15 protein-coding genes are annotated in these 15,176 nt (G+C 68.9%); 6 read left to right on the top strand and 9 right to left on the bottom strand.

Features of this window, described 5'->3' with window-relative positions; genetic code table 11:
* Positions 1–19: 19 nt before the first annotated feature.
* On the top strand, positions 20–1,492 hold the full coding sequence (locus tag ACIHAX_RS26485) for a dihydrolipoamide acetyltransferase family protein (RefSeq protein WP_364433140.1): 1,473 nt from the start codon (positions 20–22) through the stop codon (positions 1,490–1,492).
* Positions 1,493–1,504: 12 nt separating this feature from the next.
* Here ACIHAX_RS26485 and ACIHAX_RS26480 read toward each other — a convergent pair whose 3' ends face one another.
* Both ACIHAX_RS26480 and ACIHAX_RS26475 read right to left on the bottom strand, forming a co-directional pair.
* Complete coding sequence (locus tag ACIHAX_RS26480) at positions 1,505–1,927, bottom strand: thioesterase family protein (protein ID WP_364433143.1); 423 nt, start codon at positions 1,925–1,927, stop codon at positions 1,505–1,507.
* On the bottom strand, positions 1,924–2,877 hold the full coding sequence (locus ACIHAX_RS26475; protein WP_397280159.1) for an AraC family transcriptional regulator: 954 nt from the start codon (positions 2,875–2,877) through the stop codon (positions 1,924–1,926). Before ACIHAX_RS26475 ends, ACIHAX_RS26480 begins: the two co-directional genes overlap by 4 nt.
* Positions 2,878–3,265: 388 nt before the next feature.
* Between ACIHAX_RS26475 and ACIHAX_RS26470 the strand changes: the two genes are divergently transcribed.
* The gene (locus tag ACIHAX_RS26470; protein ID WP_397280157.1) at positions 3,266–4,618 is read left to right on the top strand and encodes an MFS transporter; all 1,353 of its coding nucleotides are present in this window, start codon (positions 3,266–3,268) and stop codon (positions 4,616–4,618) included.
* 139 nt (positions 4,619–4,757) lie between these two features.
* Here ACIHAX_RS26470 and ACIHAX_RS26465 read toward each other — a convergent pair whose 3' ends face one another.
* The 5 genes from ACIHAX_RS26465 to ACIHAX_RS26445 form a co-directional block, all read right to left on the bottom strand.
* The gene (locus tag ACIHAX_RS26465) at positions 4,758–5,507 is read right to left on the bottom strand and encodes a hypothetical protein (RefSeq protein WP_356969366.1); all 750 of its coding nucleotides are present in this window, start codon (positions 5,505–5,507) and stop codon (positions 4,758–4,760) included.
* A 159-nt stretch (positions 5,508–5,666) separates the two neighbouring features.
* The gene (locus ACIHAX_RS26460; protein ID WP_364433154.1) at positions 5,667–6,815 is read right to left on the bottom strand and encodes a DUF5925 domain-containing protein; all 1,149 of its coding nucleotides are present in this window, start codon (positions 6,813–6,815) and stop codon (positions 5,667–5,669) included.
* 100 nt (positions 6,816–6,915) lie between these two features.
* A complete protein-coding gene (locus tag ACIHAX_RS26455) occupies positions 6,916–8,328 on the bottom strand; it encodes an NAD(P)(+) transhydrogenase (Re/Si-specific) subunit beta (protein WP_355073773.1) in 1,413 nt (470 codons plus the stop codon).
* A gap of 17 nt (positions 8,329–8,345) precedes the next feature.
* Entirely contained in the window at positions 8,346–8,660 is a 315-nt protein-coding gene (locus ACIHAX_RS26450; RefSeq protein ID WP_063023007.1) for an NAD(P) transhydrogenase subunit alpha, read from the bottom strand.
* The gene (locus tag ACIHAX_RS26445; protein WP_355073597.1) at positions 8,660–9,865 is read right to left on the bottom strand and encodes a Re/Si-specific NAD(P)(+) transhydrogenase subunit alpha; all 1,206 of its coding nucleotides are present in this window, start codon (positions 9,863–9,865) and stop codon (positions 8,660–8,662) included. Before ACIHAX_RS26445 ends, ACIHAX_RS26450 begins: the two co-directional genes overlap by 1 nt.
* A gap of 406 nt (positions 9,866–10,271) precedes the next feature.
* On the opposite strand from ACIHAX_RS26445, the gene ACIHAX_RS26440 reads away from it, so the two are divergent.
* Genes ACIHAX_RS26440 through ACIHAX_RS26430 form a run of 3 tightly spaced genes read left to right on the top strand, consistent with a single transcriptional unit; the run spans position 10,272 to position 12,227 of the window.
* A complete protein-coding gene (locus ACIHAX_RS26440; RefSeq protein WP_355073595.1) occupies positions 10,272–10,733 on the top strand; it encodes an HIT family protein in 462 nt (153 codons plus the stop codon).
* Positions 10,730–11,566, top strand: a complete 837-nt coding sequence (locus ACIHAX_RS26435) for a maleylpyruvate isomerase family mycothiol-dependent enzyme (RefSeq protein ID WP_356964585.1) — start codon at positions 10,730–10,732, stop codon at positions 11,564–11,566. Before ACIHAX_RS26440 ends, ACIHAX_RS26435 begins: the two co-directional genes overlap by 4 nt.
* A gap of 7 nt (positions 11,567–11,573) precedes the next feature.
* Entirely contained in the window at positions 11,574–12,227 is a 654-nt protein-coding gene (locus ACIHAX_RS26430) for a Type 1 glutamine amidotransferase-like domain-containing protein (protein WP_397280153.1), read from the top strand.
* Between the two features lie 430 nt (positions 12,228–12,657).
* On the opposite strand, the gene ACIHAX_RS26425 is transcribed toward ACIHAX_RS26430, so the two are convergent.
* The gene (locus ACIHAX_RS26425) at positions 12,658–13,167 is read right to left on the bottom strand and encodes a GtrA family protein (protein ID WP_364433166.1); all 510 of its coding nucleotides are present in this window, start codon (positions 13,165–13,167) and stop codon (positions 12,658–12,660) included.
* Between the two features lie 60 nt (positions 13,168–13,227).
* Positions 13,228–13,557, bottom strand: a complete 330-nt coding sequence (locus tag ACIHAX_RS26420; protein WP_356964590.1) for a hypothetical protein — start codon at positions 13,555–13,557, stop codon at positions 13,228–13,230.
* Between the two features lie 225 nt (positions 13,558–13,782).
* On the opposite strand from ACIHAX_RS26420, the gene ACIHAX_RS26415 reads away from it, so the two are divergent.
* Positions 13,783–15,141, top strand: a complete 1,359-nt coding sequence (locus tag ACIHAX_RS26415; protein WP_397280150.1) for an FAD-binding oxidoreductase — start codon at positions 13,783–13,785, stop codon at positions 15,139–15,141.
* Positions 15,142–15,176 lie beyond the last annotated feature (35 nt).

Below are 15,176 nucleotides of genomic sequence, written 5' to 3'. Positions count from 1 at the left end.
CCGTAGTGAGAGGTGCCGCGTGGAAAACTCGGTCGGCCATGATCTTCCGGCGTCCGTGCTGGAATTCCGGCTGCCGGACCTCGGCGAAGGGCTGACCGACGCCGAACTGGTGTCGTGGGCGGTGGCCGAGGGCGACACGGTCGAGCTGAACCAGGCCATCGCCGACGTGGAGACGGCCAAGGCGGTCGTCTCGTTACCGTCGCCGTTCGCGGGCCGCGTGGTCGAATTGCTGGCGCGGCCGGGCGACACCGTCGCGGTCGGGTCGCCGCTCATTCGGATACAGGCGGCCGGAGCGGAAGAGACGCCGAGCGACACGGGGCGCACGTCGGTCCTGGTCGGCTACGGCCCTGAGGCGGAGGCGACGTCTCGGCGGCGTCCTCCCGCACAGCCCGGCGTTTCGCGGTCCGACGACGCCGACAGCCAGGCAGAGGCGCAGGGCGTTTCGCGGACCGACCACGCGGACAGCCAGGCAGAGGCACCCGCCGTCTCACGGACCGACCACGCGGACAGCCAGGCAGAGGCACCCGCCGTCGCACGGTACGACGGCACGGAGAGCCTGGTGGAGGAGGTTCACGAACAGCCACCGGGCACCGTACTCGGCGCGCCGCGGGCGGCGGCGACACCCGCCGCGCGGAAACTGGCTCGCGAACTCGGCCTGGACCTGTGGTTCATCGCGGGTTCCGGCCCAGGCGGCGCGGTCACCGTCGAGGACGTGCGCGGCGCGGTGCCAGTCTCGCAGCCGCGTCCGGCCACCGCGCCCGCCGTCGCGGACGCCGGAGCGCGCCCGTCCGCCCGCGAGGAGCGCACCCCGGTCAGCGGCATCCGCAAACGCACCGCGGCGGCGATGCTGACCAGCGCGCGCACCATCCCGCAGGCCAGCACGTTCGTCACCGCGGACTGCACCGCCTCGATGGAACTACTCGATCATCTACGCAGTACGAAATCCTTCGCGGGCCTGGCCTTGACGCCGCTGCCGCTCGTCGCCGAGGCGGCGCTCGCCGCGCTCGCCGACTTCCCCGGCATGAACGCCTGCTGGGACGAAGCGGCTCAGGAAATCGTCACCAAGCACTACGTCAACCTGGGTATCGCGGTGGCCACCGAGCGCGGGCTGCTGGTACCGAACATCAAAGAGGCGCAGACCCTGAGCCTGCGCGACCTGACCCGCGAGATCGGCTGGCTGGCCGACACCGCGCGCGCGGGCAGCGCGACGCCCGCCGAGCTGCGCGGCGGCACGTTCACCATCACCAACGTCGGCGTCTTCGGCGTGGACGCCGGAGTCCCGCTGGTCAATCCGGGCGAGGCCGCCATCCTGTGTCTCGGCTCGATTCGCAAGCGGCCGTGGGTGGTGCGCGACGAGATCGCGATCCGGTGGGTGACCACCCTGGGCGTCAGCTTCGACCATCGCATGGTCGACGGCGAACTCGCCGCCCGCTTCCTGGCCACTGTCGCGGGATTCCTGGAGGACCCGCTCACCTTGCTCAGCCGCGTGTGACGCGCCCGCCGGTCAGTCCGTGACGAGCTCCGCCGCGGCGGTGCGGATGACCTCCGGGATCTCGACCGGCTTGCGGGTCTCGGCGTCCACGTAGACGTGCACGAAGACACCGGTGGCGGCCAGTTCCAGCGCGCCGTCGGCCTCGCGGAAGATGGCCAGGTCGTAGGTGATGCTGGAGCGGCCGAGCCGGGAGACGCGCAGGCCGACCCGCAACTGATCCGGGAAGCTGATCGAGCCGAGGTACTGGCAGGAGGTCTGCGCGACCACGCCGAGCGCGGGCAGGTCACGGATGTCGGTTCCGGTGGCGTGCATCAACCATGCGTTGACCGCGGTGTCGAAGTACGAGTAGTAGGTCACGTTGTTCACGTGCCCGTAGTGGTCGTTGTCGGCCCACCGGGTCGGCACCGGCCAGAGCACCGGATACTGCTGCGTCACCCGGCCGACGATAGCTCAGTGGCGGTCACGCCCAACCGGTGGTCGCGCGGGGAGATCCCGAAGTGCCGTTTGAACGCGGTGCTCAGCGCGAAGGCGCTGCCGTATCCGACCTGACGGGCGATGGCCTCGATGGTGGCATCGGATTCCTGCAACAGGTCCGCGGCCAGCGCCAGCCGCCATTCGGTGAGGAACGCCATCGGCGGCTCACCCACCAGATCGGTGAACCGGCGCGCCAGCGCCGCCCGCGACATCCCCACCGCCTCGGCCAGGCCCGCGACCGTCCATCCGTGCGCCGGATTGTGCTGCAACAGGCGCAGAGCCTTGCCGACCAGCGGGTCACCGTAGGCGTGGTACCAGCCGGGCGCGTCGGCGCGGGAGAACCAGGCGCGCAACGCGGCGATCAGCACCAGATCCAGCAGGCGGTCCAGCACCGCGCTCTGCGCGGGCTCGTCCTTGATCACCTCGTCGACCAGTAGGTCGAGCACCCGACTGTCGAACTCGCCGCGCCGCAACACCAGCACCGGCGGGAGCGCGCGCAGCAGGCGACGGCTGGCCGCGCCCGCGGACTCATAGGTTCCGGTGACCATCAAGGTCGCGCCGTCCGGGTCGGTTCCCCACTGCCGGACGCCGAGGCTCAGTGTCTCGCAGAGGACTTCACCCTGCGGCGTCTTCGTCACCTGACCGGGATGGATGATGATCTGCGGCTCGGTCGCCGGGTCGTCGGCCACCGTGTACGGCGCGGGCCCACGGAAGATCGCGACGTCCCCCGCGCCGAGCTGCCGCGGCGCGCCCTGGTCGGTGACGATCCACGCGCCGCCGCGAATCATCGAGAGCACGGTGAGCGGAGCCTCGTCCTGGATACGCAGCGACCACGGCGGATCCAGCAGCGAACACATCAGGAACGCGCCGCGAGCGCGAGGGCCTTCGAGCAGACTGGCGAGCGCATCCACCCGTCCACAGTAGACGATCACGCATGGTCACAGGCCGGTGCGCCAGGTTCCGTCTCGACTGCGCCGGATATTCCGGGCTACCCGCCGCCATGGCGTGCCTGTTCGGCACCGGTGCTCGACGGTCGCAACGCCGAGCCCGCCGAGGTAGTGCGGCGCGCGCTCGGCCGGAGCCCGAAGGATTTCGCCGACTACGTCATGGCGACGGCTGTCAGCGGAATCCGGAATGTCCCGGCATCGTGACGCGTTTCACATGGTGAAAAGGACTCGCTCGCGGACGTGACGCGCAGTGTCGAGCGTCCCGCACGGCCGCACGACCAGGTCAACGGCGCCCTGGGCCGGTTCCGCGAGCGAGTCCGGTCGGGGTGGGGATTTTCTCGGTACCGTCGAAATGGTGTTGAGCCCGACGGTCGATCGTCAGTTCCGTGTGGCGCGTGCCGCGGTATTCACGGTTTTCGCGTTGAACGGCTTCCTGCTCGCCATGTGGGTGGTGCACATTCCGGTCGTCACCGACCGCACTGGGGTCGCCAAATCGACGCTGGGCATGTTCATCCTGCTGATGTCGGGCGCGGGCATCGTCGGGATGCGACTGGCGGGTCCGCTCGCCGATCGGTTCGGCAGCAGGACATTGGTCGGCGCCGCGGCGTGCTTCGGGTCGGTCGCGGTGGTGGGCCCCGGCTTCGCCACCGGGCCGTTTACCTTGGCGCTCGCGCTGGCCTGCTTCGGTTTCGGCAACGGAGCGCTGGACGTGTCGATGAACACCCAAGCGGTGCATGTGGAACGGGCCTACCGGCGTCCGATCATGGCCGCCTTCCACGCGTTGTTCTCCGGCGGTGGACTGGTCGGGTCCCTGCTCGGAGCCGCCGCGCTCCGGGCGGGCTGGGATGTGCGGGTGACCCTGGTCGTCGCCGCGGTGGGCTGCGTCGCTCTGGTCCTGACGCTGGTGCCGCGTTTGCTGCGGGAGACGGCATCGGAAACGGCGGAGTCCCCCGGCGTCGCCTCGTCCGTCCACGCGACCGAATTCGGCGCCGCACCACTGGAACACGACGCGACGGTGTCGCTGCGTCAGGGCGATTCGTCCGGGCACGACGTCATGCCGACAGGGACCGATGCGGCGTCCACCGCACAGTCGCCGGACCGGCTCGACCGAGACCGATCATCGCGCGCTCCCGCCACGACCTCCCTCGATACTCGCGCTCGCGGCCGAAAGGTGCTCGCGCTGGCCGTGCTCGCCTTTTCCCTGCTCTTGGCCGAAGGCGTGGCCGCCGACTGGAGCGCACTGCAGCTGCGCGACCATCTGGACGCCGACGCCGCTACCGCGGCCCTGGCCTTCGGCGCCTTCTCCACCACGATGACGCTCGGGCGGTTCGCCACCGACCGGGTCAGCCACGTCTTCGGCGGGGTCGCGGTGGTGCGCTACGGCTCGCTCCTCGCGGCCATCGGCCTGGCCGTGATCGTCGTCTCGCCGTGGATTCCGCTGACGCTGCTCGGCTGGGCCTTGACCGGCCTCGGACTCGCCGGGGGCATCCCGCAGATCTTCAGCGCGGCGGGGAATCTGGGCTCCCGCACGGCCGCGACCGACATGTCACGGGTGTTCAGCGTCGGCTACCTCGGCTTGCTCGCCGGGCCCACGGTCATCGGCTGGCTCACCGCCGTGATGTCGCTGACCACGGCGATGGTCGTGCCGATCCTCGCCGTACTGCTGTGCTGCGCGTACGCGAGCGTCGTCGCCACGCCACGCTGACCGGATCACGAAGTCCAGGCTCCGCCGAACAGGAAGCCGAGCCGAGCCCGGAACACGGCGATCGGCGCGCGCACGAACCATCTGGTCCGCAGCAAACGCGCGCCGATGCTCGTCATCGTTTCCAAGCTAGCCCCAACCGCTACTTGGGCGGCACCAGGCACATGGTGATCGGCTCGGGCTTGGGGTAGACGATGGTGTCGTTCTCGGTCGCCTTCGCTCCGCACGCGGACTTGTCCGCGGTGCCCCGCACGATCCGGCCGATCTTGAAGTCCGCCGTCGACCCGCAGGCCACCTTGGTGCTGGCGCCGAGGAAACCGCCGTCGATGCAGTCGCCCTCCTTTACGTTCAGCCGCAGGCATAGCGTGTACTCGTCGCCGCCGGTCTGGTAGTAGCTGGCGTAATCCTTGGTGGCGCAGTCCGCGTTCGCCCCGTCGAGCCGTTGCGCCACCACGTAATTGGCTTCGGCGTCGGAGCATTCCTTGGTTTCGAACTCGGCCTTGACGGTGGTGCCCGACAGCTTCGCGCACTGACCGATCTCGATCTTCTCGCCGTCCGAGCGGAACACGGTGCGAGCGCCCACGATCAGCAACCCGATCACCAGGACGACGCCGAGTATGCCGAGGATCTTGCCGATGCCGCTCCCGCCCCGATTCTGTCGGGGCGGGGGTCCGGGCGGCGGGAACCCGCCGCCGGGGTAACCCGGCTGCGGCGGGAAACCACCCTGCGGCGGGTAGCCCGGCTGCGGCTGACCGGGATAGCCGGGCTGGGGATAACCCTGCGGCTGACCGGGATTTCCCGGCTGGCCCGGAAAGCCCTGCGGCGCACCGGCAGGCGGCTGCTGCGGATAGCCGGGCTGGCCTGGATACGGTTGATTCGGTGGTGTGGTCATGGATCCCCTCCCCGGGTCTCGCTAGATTCCGTGCGCACAGAAGCGACGGGCGAACCCATGGAATCTAGCCGATCGGTGCGCGTACCGCCGTGTGGGATACCGCCCGGTTCGCCGCACCGAGTCGCCAACCGGCGCAAAGGCTTCGGTTCGCCAGAGTTCTCACAGGTACAGCCCTGGGTTCACCGCGTCCACAGCGACGGCATCGATCCGTGCCTCGCCGTCGCGCGCCGAGACGAGTTCGGCCAAACTCGCGCCGTCCGGAAACGCGGTGGCCGCGCCCGGCCGCTCGCGATCCAGCCAAGCCGCCGCCTCGCCGGAGGACAGCCGCCCGATCTCGATCCGCGCCAGGCACCGGCCCGGCCGCGTCACCGCCGGATGCAGGCGGGACAGATCCTCGTTGGTGGTGATGGCGACGAGCACGTCCCTGCCCTGGCCGAGCATGCCGTCGGTGAGGTTCAGCAACCGCGAGAGACCCTGCCCGGCAGCTTCCTTCGCTTCTCCGCGTATCAACTCGTCGCAGTCTTCCAGCACCAGCATCCGCCAGCGGGGCACGCCCTCCTCGGCGTTGTCCACACCGGCGGCCACCTCCATCAGATAGCCGGGCTTGCCGAACATCACCTCGGGATCGAGCACGCAGTCGAGCTGGCACCAGCCGCCCCAGGCCCGTGCCAGTGCGCGCAGCGCGGTGGTCTTGCCGGTGCCGGGCGGTCCGTGCAGCAGCACCAGTCTGCCGCGTACGTCGTCGGCGGTGAGCGTCATCAGGCGGTCCAGCGCGGTGGCGACCTGCCCCGCGTAGTTGCCACGGATCGTCGACCACTCGGGCGCCGTGATCGAGCGCGCACGCCGCTGCGGACCGTGGTTGTGCATGTGCCAGAAGCCCATTTCGACGGTCTCGCCCACCTCCGGCGGCGCCGCCGCGTCCCGGATGGCCTCGGCGAGCAACTCGTCCGCGAGCGCGTCGGTGACGGCGGTGACCTCGACCATCGCCGAGCCGCCCGACCAGCGCACGGACCGCAGCGACCAGCCGGGGCCCACGACCAGCGCGGCCCCGCTGTCGTTGTCGCGTACGGTGCGCACCACGCGGCCGCGGGCGGGACGCAACGGTGCGTCCGGTCGCACCCGTTCCAGCTGCGCGGTGCGCGCGCATGGATGATCGCCGCGCAGGAACGGACCGAGCGCGAGGGCATCGATCGCGTCGCGGATGGAGTAGGTGGAATCGACTACGACGGTCCACGGCAGCCGCTCGGCCGGATCGGCCGAGGGCTCCCCGGGACCGATCAACCGAAGAGACTCATGACGTGCGGACACTTCGAGAATGATCCGGGGCGGCGGGGCACGGTGTCCATCGAATTACGACAGTGCCCCCTCCACACCACAGCGGAGGGGGCACTGCGCGGAAACGCTTGGCCTACAAGGCCTTGAGTTCTTCGGTGACTGCTCCGACGGATTTCTTGGCGTCGCCGAACAGCATGGAGGTGTGGTCGGCGTAGAACAGCGGGTTGTCGATTCCGGCGAAGCCGGAGTTCATCGAGCGCTTGAGCACGATCACCGACTTGGCCTGGTCGACGTTGAGCACGGGCATGCCGTAGATCGGGCTCGAGGAGTCCTCACGGGCGGCCGGGTTGGTGACGTCGTTGGCGCCGATCACCAGGGCGACGTCGGTGCGATTGAATTCGCCGTTGATGTCGTCCATTTCCTTGAGCGCGTCATAGGACACTTCCGCCTCGGCCAACAGCACGTTCATGTGGCCGGGCATGCGACCGGCGACCGGGTGGATGGCGTATTTGACCTCCACACCCTTGGCCTCCAGCAGCGAAGCCATCTCCTTGACCGCGTGCTGCGCCTGCGCGACCGCCATACCGTAGCCGGGGACCACGATCACCTGGTTGGCGTACGCCATCTGGATCGCGGCGTCCGCGGCGGAGGTGGCCTTGGCCTGCTTCTGCTCACCATCACCGGCGCCCGGCGCGGTCCCGCCGCCACCGAAGCCGCCCGCGACGATCGCCGGGATCGACCGGTTCATCGCCTTGGCCATCAGGTTGGTCAGGATGGTGCCCGACGCGCCGACGATCATGCCCGCCACGATCATCGCGGTGTTGTTCAACGCCAAACCCGCCGCGGCGGCCGACAGACCGGTCAACGCGTTCAGCAGCGAGATCACCACCGGCATGTCCGCGCCACCGATCGGCAGCACGACCATCAACCCCAGCACACCCGCGAGCACCAGCACCGCGATCATCCACAGCTGCGACACCCCCTCACCCGTGGCGCCGACACCGATCACCACCGCCGCGGCCACCGCACCCAGCAGCAACAACAAGTTCAACGGTTGCTGCAACTTCCCGATCCCGATCGGGCGGCCGGGCAGGATCTCCTGCAACTTGCCGAACGCGATCAACGAACCCCAGAACGACACCGAACCGATGATCGCCGCGAACAGCGACCCGATCACGATGTGCACCGTCGGCTCCTCGTCGAAATGCGAGAAACCCTGGGAGTTGATGAATTCCGACCACGCGATGAGCGCGACCGTGCCACCACCGACACCGTTGAACGCGGCCACCAGCTGCGGCATCGCGGTCATCTTCGTGTACTTCGCCGGCGGCACACCCAGCACGACGCCGACCACCAGACCGGCGACGATCAGAATCCAGTTGCTGGTGTGGCGGATCGAGATCAACGTCGCGATCACCGCGATCACCATGCCCACCGCGGCGATCAAGTTGCCGCGCACCGCGGTCTTCGGGCCGGTCAAACCCATCAGACCGTAGATGAACAGCGAGAACGCCACAATGTAGAGACCGTTGACCAGATAGGTCACGTTGTCGAAGGTATGCATCATTCACCGGCCTTCTGAGCAGCGGGCTTCTTGCTCTTGAACATGCCCAGCATGCGGTCGGTGACCACGAAACCACCGATGACGTTCAGGGTTCCGAACACCACCGCGACGAACAGGATGATCTGGGTCAGGATCGAGGGATCCTGCACGTTGCCCAAGGTGACCAGCGCACCGAGCACCACGATGCCGTGAATAGCGTTGGTGCCCGACATCAACGGCGTGTGCAACGTGTTCGGGACTTTGGAGATCACGGCGAAACCCACGAACCCCGACAACACCAGGATCGCGATATTCGCCAGAAGTTCGGTATACATCAGTTCTCCACCTTCGCCTCGGTCGGCTCCGACACAGCCGCTGCCTCGGCGGACTCCGCTGCCCCCGTCGCCTCGGCAGGCGCCTCGGGCGCGTCCGGCTCACGGGTGACGCAGGAATCCGCCAGCACCTGGTCGCTGAAGTCGGGCGCGAGCTTGCCGTCCACCAGCATCAACTCCAGCAACGCCGCGATGTTCTTCGAATACAACTCCGAAGCGTGCTCGGGCATGGTCGCGGGCAGATTCAACGGCGAGGCGATGGTCACCTCGTGCTTCACCACGACCTCACCCGGCTCGGTCAGCTCGCAGTTGCCGCCGGTCTCTCCCGCCAGGTCCACGATCACACTGCCGGGCTTCATACCCTCCACCGCGGCCGCGGTCACCAACCGGGGCGCGGGACGGCCCGGCACCAACGCGGTCGTGATCACCACGTCGAAGCCCTTGATCGCGTCCTCGAGCGCCTGCTGCTGCTTCGCCTTCTCCTCGTCGGTGAGCTCACGGGCGTACCCGCCCTCACCGGCGGCATCGATGCCCAGATCCAGCCACTGCGCACCCACCGACCGCACCTGATCGGCCACCTCGGGGCGCACGTCGTAACCGGTGGTCCGTCCGCCAAGACGCTTCGCGGTGGCCAGCGCTTGCAGACCGGCCACACCCACACCGAGCACCAGCACCGTCGCCGGCTTCACCGTGCCCGCCGCCGTGGTCAACATGGGGAAGAACCGCGTCGACTCCGACGCCGCCAGCAACACCGCCTTGTAACCCGCCACATTCGCCTGCGAGGACAACGCGTCCATCACCTGCGCACGCGAGATCCGCGGAATCGCCTCCACCGCGAACGCCTGCACCCCCGCCGACTTCAGCGCACCGATCTGATTCTCGGCATTGCGCGGCGCGAGGAAACCGATCAGCGTCTGCCCCGACGACAGCTTGCCCACCTCGGCGTCACTGGGCGGGGCGACCTTCACCACCACATCCGCCGACCACGGATCGCCGATCGACGCACCCGCCTCCACATAGGCTTCGTCGGGAATCAGCGCGCCTTTCCCGGCCCCGGGCTCGACGACAACTTCCACACCCTGTTTCACCAGGCTCGGAATGATTTTCGGCACCAAAGCGACACGTCGCTCGCCCGCGTTGGATTCGCGAACGACACCGACACGCGCGCCGCGCGGCGACAGATCGCCTACGCTCTGCGTTGTCTCCACTTGTCAGACTTCCTTCTCTTACTGAGCTTCAGGCAACGGGCAGACGACCGGACGATGTTACCGATGAGTAAGTTCGCCCAAATCTTCGCAACTGTACCTGGCCCGCCGTGAGCCTAGCTGAGATGCCCATCACACACGCCGGACGGATCGCGCTAGGACGCCGGAGTTCCTCGGTCGCCACCGAGGGAGCCGCCGACCGCCGAGCGGCGTCCACCGTTTTTCCTTTTCGCTGTGTGATCGTGGTCTCCGCAGGTGAACACGGCAAGACCGTACGGAGAAGTTCGTTACCAACCTCGAGGTTGGGCACCTGGTGGGACGCCCGGCCCACAGCGGCATAGTGACATGCGTCATGCTGATCGGCGATCCGGGGTGTTCCGCTCGGCTCGTACGCCGTATGGTCCAGCGTGTGAACGACTGCGTCTTCTGCCGCATCGTGGCAGGCGAGGCACCGGCGGCGAAAGTGTACGAGGACGACACGCTGTGCGCGTTTCTCGATGTCCGGCCGGTCGCCCGCGGGCACACGCTGGTCATACCGAAGCGGCACGCCGCCGAGTTGGAGGACCTCGACGCCGAGCTCGGTGCGCAGATCTTCCGGACCGGTCATCGGCTCGCCCTGGCCATCCGGCGCAGCCGCCTCGCCGCCGACGGCGCCAATCTGGTGCTCAACGACGGAACGGCGGCGTTCCAGACCGTTCCGCACGTCCACCTGCACGTGATCCCGCGCAGACACGGCGACACGCTGCGATTCGCGAAGGGCTTTCTCCTGCGCCGCCCGCACGATCCGATATCCACCGCCGCGGCCATCCGGGAAGGGATCGCGGCATTGGACAACGAGGGCACAAGCCCGGAAAAGGAAACCGAGGGATGACCGAGACGTTCGATCGGGCCACGCTGATCGACCTGCTGTCACGGCAGTGGGAGGCGATCGACGCGCTGGTCGCTCCGCTGGACGAGGATCGCTGGCGCACCCCGTCGTCGCTGCCGGGCTGGAGCGTGTTCGACGTCGTCGCCCACATCATCGGCACCGAATCCTTCCTGCTGGGTGACCGGCCGCCCGCGCACGACCCGACCAAGGCCAAGACCGACGTGCGCACGCTGCCCTACGTGCGCAACGAGACCGCGGTGCTCAACGAGATCTGGGTCGACCGGCTGCGCCCGCTGTCCGGGGCCCGCCTGCTCGCGTTCTATCGCGACGTCATCGACCGCAGGCGCGCGGCGCTCGCGGCCATGGGCGACGCCGAATGGGAGAAGGAGACGGTCACGCCGATCGGGCAGGTGACCTACGGCAGGTTCATGCGGGTGCGGTTGTTCGACTGCTGGATGCACGAACTCGACATCGCCGACGCGCTCGGGGTGCGGGTCGAGGAAGGCGGTCCCCGCGGCGAATTGGCCTTCGACGAGTTCGCGGCCGGCATTCCGCGCGTGGTGGCGAAGAAGGGCGAAGCGCCGGAGGGCGCGCGGATCGCCTTCGCGCTGACCGGTCCGCTGGCCAGAACCCTGCGTATTCAGGTGGCGGGCCGGGCGAACTACGTGGACGCGTTCGACGGACCCGCCACCGTCGAGGTCGGCTTGGACTCTCGGCTTTTCGTGCGTCTCGGCGGCGGTCGGACCAGCGCCGAGGAGCATTCGAGCGAGATCACCGTCGAGGGCGACGACGAACTCGGGCAGCGCCTCGTCCGCCACCTGGCCTTCACCATCTGAGCCGCCGGTGCGACTGTTCCTGTCCAGCTACCGGTTCGGCACGCACTACGACCGGCTCGTCACGCTCGCGGGGCCGCCCGGCCGGGTCGCGCTGATCCCCAATGCCTGCGACGCCTGGCCGCAGGCGTGGGCGGGTGCGGTGACCAGCGACCTGGCGCCGCTGCGCAAACTCGGCTACCAGCCCGAGGTGCTCGACCTGCGCGAGTACGTCGGCCGGGCAGCCGAGCTGGAACGGAAGCTGGCGGAGTTCCCGCTCGTGTGGGTACGCGGCGGAAACACGTTCGTGTTGCGCGCGCAGTTCGCCCGCAGCGGCGCGGATCACGTTCTGCCCCGGCTACTCGCCGCCGACGCGCTCGTCTACGCCGGTTACAGCGCCGGGGCCTGCGTGCTGACCCCGGACCTGCACGGTCTGGATGCGGTGGACGATCCGGCCGAGGTCGCTCCGGCCTGCGGCGTCGAACCGCAATGGGACGGACTGGGTTTGGTGAACCACAGGATCGTGCCGCACATCGATTCGGCCACCGACCCCGAAGGCGACTGCACTCGCCTCGCGGCTCGCTACCGCGCCGAAGGCGTCGCGCACTGGGCGCTGACCGACGACGACGTGATCGTCGTCGACGGGGCGCGCACCGAAGTGCTGATCAGTCCGGTGGCGTCGTGATCTCTAGTTCGGGATCGCTGTCCGACACGACGATAAACATGCTCTCCTTGCAGGCGGCCGAGGGTCGAGATCGGGGTCGAGTGCCACATTCGCGGCGCTGAGATCGCCCGTCACGTCAGGCGCCAACGCCGATTCCCTACATGAAGACGGCTCGACGATCGTCGTCGCACGACCCCCGGGCGACTGGTAGCGGTGGCTGGGATAACCCACAGCCGTCGTCCGACAGCCGAGCGGCCATAGTCGTCGCACGACCCCCGGGCGACCGCCAGCGGTGGCAACCCATGGGATGCACAGCCGTTGTCCGACAGCCGACGGCGATCGATGTCCGTCGATTCAGGGCGAGTCGTCCAGACCGGCGGCCACTCAGCCGGGTCGCGGCCTCCTCATAGCGCGATACAGGTGTCCGCAGCACATCTCCACCGCCGACACCTCACATCGCGTCGGGAGCCAGCTCCGGTTCCGGCTCGACCGCGCGGCGGAAGACCACCCAGCGCATGGCGCTGTACATGTAGACGGCCTCGCACGCGCCCGCCAGCAACCGGGACACGTGGTACTCCACGCCGAGCGCGGTGAGCCCGCTGCCGATGCCCAGGATGAACGCGAGGTAGTTGACCACCACCACCACGACGTACACCGCGGCCTGCCTGCCGACCGGCGCGTGGGAATGGAAGTTGAACGTGCGGTTGAGCACGAAGCTGAGCCCGAACGCGCACACGTATGCCACCGTCACCGACGACCACACCGGCAGTTCGAACCAGCCGTGCAGGACGGTGAGCAGCGCCAAGTCGGCGGCGAAGGTGCCGCTGTTGATCAGTGCGAAGCCGAGGAAGGTCGGCGGGACGAGACGGTTCAGCCCGAACGGCATCCGGTGCACGACCGACTCGCACCAGCGGGTGAACCGGTCGGCGATGGTGTCGGCGGTCTCGGACAGCTCGTGCACGCGACCAGCGTGCCAGCGGCAGATGTCCGGCAGATGAGCGGGCGGCGACCGCGGGGTGGCTCAGCCGATCTGTGCCTGGCCCGGGTCGTCCGCGGCGTGGTCCAGGCTCGCCCATGCCGCCAGGCATCGCCGTCGCGCGACATCGTCCGCGTCCGCCAGCAGCGCCTCCAGCAACTCGCGGGGCTCGCGCCGCCAGAGGTCGGCCAGCTCGGCGCGGGTCTCCTTGTCGAAGACACCGGAGCGGTCCAGCGCGGTCAGCCATTCCTCGTGCTCGCCCGCGTGCACCCGGCGCAGCACGTCGGGGTCTATACCGTCCTCGACGAACTCGCTGGAGAACATCGCGGCGACCAGTTCCCGGCGACTCGGTTGCTCGCCCTGCATCCGTTCCATCCCTCCAAGTGCTCCGCGGCGAACCGCATGGACTGCCGGCGCCACGACGTGGCGGCGCCAGGAGAACTCGATGCCCCGAGCAGTCAAGCCCCTGTCGGCATTCTGGTCTCCCGTAGGCGGTAATACCACTGTGGCGGCTGACATCACATTCCAGGCCGTCCGTTCGCCACACACGCACGGTCGACCGATCAGCAAATATCGGGCACGGGGAGCTAGCGTGAGGTGGTGGACCTGCATGACTTGATCGCCGCCCTCCCCGACGGCGCGGTGCTCACCGACGTCGACCTGCTGGCGAGCTACCGCCAGGACTGGGCGCGCGATCCCGGCGCGGGCACCGCCCTGGCCGTGGTGCGCGCCACCAGCACCGACGACGTGGCCGCGACGCTGCGGTGGGCCAGCGCGCATCGCGTCCCGGTGATTCCTCGCGGTGCCGGGTCCGGGTTGTCCGGCGGCGCGACGGCCGTCGACGGAGCGATCGTGCTGACCACCGAGCGGATGCGGGAAATCTCCGTCGACCCGGTGACCCGGACCGCCGTGGTGCAGCCCGGCCTGCTGAACGCCGAGGTCAAGCGCGCGGTCGCGGAGCACGGGCTGTGGTATCCGCCGGACCCGTCGTCGTTCGAGATCTGCTCGATCGGCGGCAACGCCGCGACCAACGCGGGCGGCCTGTGCTGTGTGAAGTACGGCGTCACCACAGACTACGTGCTCGGCATGCAGGTCGTGCTCGCCGACGGCACCGTCGTGCGGCTCGGCGGTCCGCGTTTGAAGGACTCGGCCGGGCTGTCGCTGACCAAGCTGTTCGTCGGCAGCGAGGGCACGCTGGGCGTGATCACCGAGCTGACGCTTCGGCTGCTGCCCGCCCAACCGCCGCAGAGCACGGTCGTCGCCAGTTTCGCCACGCTCACCGCCGCCACCGAGGCCATCCTGACCATCACCGGCGAACTGCGCCCGTCGATGCTCGAGTTCATGGACTCGGTGTCGATCAACGCCGTGGAGGACGAGCTGCGGATGGGGTTGGACCGGAAGGCGGCCGCGCTGCTGGTCGCGCGCTCCGACGCCCCCGGCGAATTCGCCTACCGCGAGGCCGAGATCATGGCGGCGGCCTGCGAGAAAGCAGGAGCGACAGAGGTTTTCCACACCGAGGACCCGGCCGAGGGTGAAGCGTTCACGGCCGCCCGACGTCTGGCGATCCCGGCCGTGGAGAAGCTCGGGCCGCTGCTGCTCGAGGACGTCGGCGTTCCGCTGCCCCGGCTCGGCGACTTGGTGAGCGGCGTCGCCGAAATCGCCGAGCGCAATGAGGTCACAGTGTCGGTGATCGCGCACGCGGGCGACGGCAACACCCACCCGCTGATCGTGCACGACCCCACCGACGCCGACCACACCGCGCGAGCGAACCGCGCCTTCGGCGAGATCATGGACCTCGCCATCGCCCTCGGCGGCACCATCACCGGTGAACACGGCGTCGGACGATTGAAGAAGGCATGGCTGCCCGACCAACTCGGCCCCGACGTCATGGCCCTGACCCGCCGCATCAAGGACGCCCTCGACCCCGACGGCATCCTCAACCCCGGCACGATCCTGTAACCACCGCGACGGAACATTCCCCACGCACAAGGAGT

The sequence above is a fragment of the Nocardia sp. NPDC051929 genome, from assembly GCF_044548645.1.
GTDB lineage: Bacteria > Actinomycetota > Actinomycetes > Mycobacteriales > Mycobacteriaceae > Nocardia > Nocardia sichangensis.
Note: the sequence above shows the minus strand (reverse complement) of the source record. Positions and strands in the feature narration are given on the sequence as shown.

Bases quoted from the DNA above. Each gene is read 5' to 3' on its own strand.
- ACIHAX_RS26470 (WP_397280157.1), top strand. From the start codon at position 3,266: ATGGTGTTGAGCCCGACGGTCGATCGTCAGTTCCGTGTGGCGCGTGCC.
- ACIHAX_RS26465 (WP_356969366.1), bottom strand. From the start codon at position 5,507: ATGACCACACCACCGAATCAACCGTATCCAGGCCAGCCCGGCTATCCG.
- ACIHAX_RS26450 (WP_063023007.1), bottom strand. From the start codon at position 8,660: ATGTATACCGAACTTCTGGCGAATATCGCGATCCTGGTGTTGTCGGGG.
- ACIHAX_RS26420 (WP_356964590.1), bottom strand. From the start codon at position 13,557: ATGGAACGGATGCAGGGCGAGCAACCGAGTCGCCGGGAACTGGTCGCC.
- ACIHAX_RS26435 (WP_356964585.1), top strand. From the start codon at position 10,730: ATGACCGAGACGTTCGATCGGGCCACGCTGATCGACCTGCTGTCACGG.